This window comes from Bacillus sp. SIMBA_154, assembly GCF_046536015.1.
Taxonomy (GTDB): Bacteria; Bacillota; Bacilli; order Bacillales; family Bacillaceae; genus Bacillus; species Bacillus pumilus_P.
The window spans coordinates 1-267 of record NZ_JAWJBV010000310.1 but is presented as its reverse complement, the minus strand read 5'-3'; the positions used below and the strand labels follow the sequence as shown (position 1 = coordinate 267).

At 46.4% G+C, this 267-nt stretch carries 1 pseudogene; it reads left to right on the top strand.

Annotated elements, in window-relative coordinates:
• Positions 1 to 267: pseudogene (locus tag R0K30_RS22170) on the top strand (S-adenosylmethionine:tRNA ribosyltransferase-isomerase); the annotation flags it as partial.

The window sequence follows — 267 nt, the reverse complement described above, 5'->3', positions numbered from 1 at the left end:
CTGTTATTAAAACAGGAAGAAAATGATACATGGGAAACGCTCGTAAAGCCGGCGAAACGCGTAAAAAAGGAACGGTCCTGACATTTGGCGACGGCCGGCTGCCAGCGGTCTGCACAGAGGAGCTTGATCACGGAGGCAGAAAAATAGAATTCCGGTATGACGGGATTTTTTACGAAGTGCTTGAATCACTCGGTGAAATGCCGCTGCCTCCTTATATTAAAGAGCAGCTTGATGATAAAGAACGGTATCAGACCGTCTTTTCAAAAG